The 1,476-nt window shown below is 57.9% G+C and carries 1 protein-coding gene and 1 pseudogene; both read left to right on the top strand.

Features of this window, described 5'->3' with window-relative positions; translation table 11 throughout:
• Nucleotides 1–443 (top strand): annotated as a pseudogene (locus ABB30_RS15935) (DDE-type integrase/transposase/recombinase); the annotation flags it as partial.
• A 93-nt stretch (nucleotides 444–536) separates the two neighbouring features.
• Entirely contained in the window at nucleotides 537–1,178 is a 642-nt protein-coding gene (locus tag ABB30_RS15090) for a DUF1629 domain-containing protein (protein WP_057639140.1), read from the top strand.
• Nucleotides 1,179–1,476 lie beyond the last annotated feature (298 nt).

The following is a 1,476-nucleotide window of genomic DNA, read 5'->3' as shown; positions in this document are numbered from 1 at the left end:
CACCGCCGGGCGTTCGCAATCTGTTGGAGCGTGATTTCAGCGCCCGGAAGCCCAAACCAAGTGGGTCACCGACATTGCCGAGATCAAGACCCAGCAGGCCAAACTGTATCTGTTTGTCGCGCTGGATCTGTTTGATCAGCGCATTGTGGGCTGGTCGATGCATCATCGGCAGGACCGGCAGATGGTGATCAGAGCGGTGCAGATGGCGGTTTGGCAACGGCAGGAGCGGCATCCGCGTGGCGACGATGCAGCCTGCGAGGGCTTCTTCGGATTGCTCAAGCGCGAGCGGATCTATCACACAGCGTATCCGACACTCGATGCCGCCAGGTCCGATGTGTTCGAATACATCGAGCGCCGACACTATCCCAGGATGCGACGGCGACGGGCCAAACAGGATCAGAAGTTTTTAAGACCTTTCCAGACAGTCCGTGATTTCGGGGTAGAACCCTATGCCGCACGAACAGGGGGAAATGTCGCCATTCATAAAATCTCGCGCGTTTGTTGCCGAGGGAATTTTTAAGGAGATTTCTTTGCACATGGAATCGTCAACGGCCAATTATCCCAAGGTTGGAGAATTCTTCAAATTGCAGCCGGATGCTCGTCGGGGTGGCAAAGGTCATGGGGTTCTCTTTGAGAACGAGAAGGCTCTACTGACTCCGCCGCGGCTGATCTTGAAGCCCAAACCCGGTGGCTTCCCACCGCTGCGCCAGACGCCGAGGTTGGTCTACCACTCCCATGCGGGTGTCCCCCCGCAGGACCTGGAAGGGGGCATGAGCGGCTACTGGCTAGTCTCTGCGCGTCTACGTCAAGTAATGGAGGCGACAGATCCCGACGCGTTCGTTTTCACGAATGTCGACTATCGCCGGGCTGACGGCTCCGAAGGTCCAACGTACTTCCTCTGTGATGTGATTCGTACAGTGGATGCTCTGGATGAGGTGGCATCCCAGCTCAACATCGTCATCAGCGACGACTACGAGGAAGGTAAGTACTACCGCCTCACAGGCGATGTGCGCTTGGCGTTCAAGCGCGACGCGTTGGGTTCAGCACATGTTTTCAGGTTGCCGTTTCACGGGGGAGTCTTCTGCGACCGAGTGTTCAAGGATGCCGTGGAAGCTGCCGGCATCTTCACCTCCAGAAGGACCAATGGGCTCTGGTTTGAAGATGTTGTGAACTGCTGAACCGTGACAATGGCGACAGGGACGCGGTGGACAACCAGTGCCTCATTTTTCAGGATCGCTGCAACATTGGGCAGCTGACGCCGTAGAACAGCGAACTGCTTGCCAAGCTGCAAAATGCCGGAAAGTTCGGCATCACGCGCCGGAGAACCACCTGTTTCTCACCGACAGGCACACATCGGGCTGCCGGCGGCTTTTTCGCATCCGGCCCTGCCGGCCGGGGGAGAGAGTCCCGGCCGGCAGGGCAGCAGTTGGCTCAGACCAGGCCGGTGGCGTAGTACACGCCGATGATGAAGAACAC

This window comes from Stenotrophomonas ginsengisoli, assembly GCF_001431485.1.
Lineage (GTDB): Bacteria > Pseudomonadota > Gammaproteobacteria > Xanthomonadales > Xanthomonadaceae > Stenotrophomonas > Stenotrophomonas ginsengisoli.
Note: the sequence above shows the minus strand (reverse complement) of the source record. Positions and strands in the feature narration are given on the sequence as shown.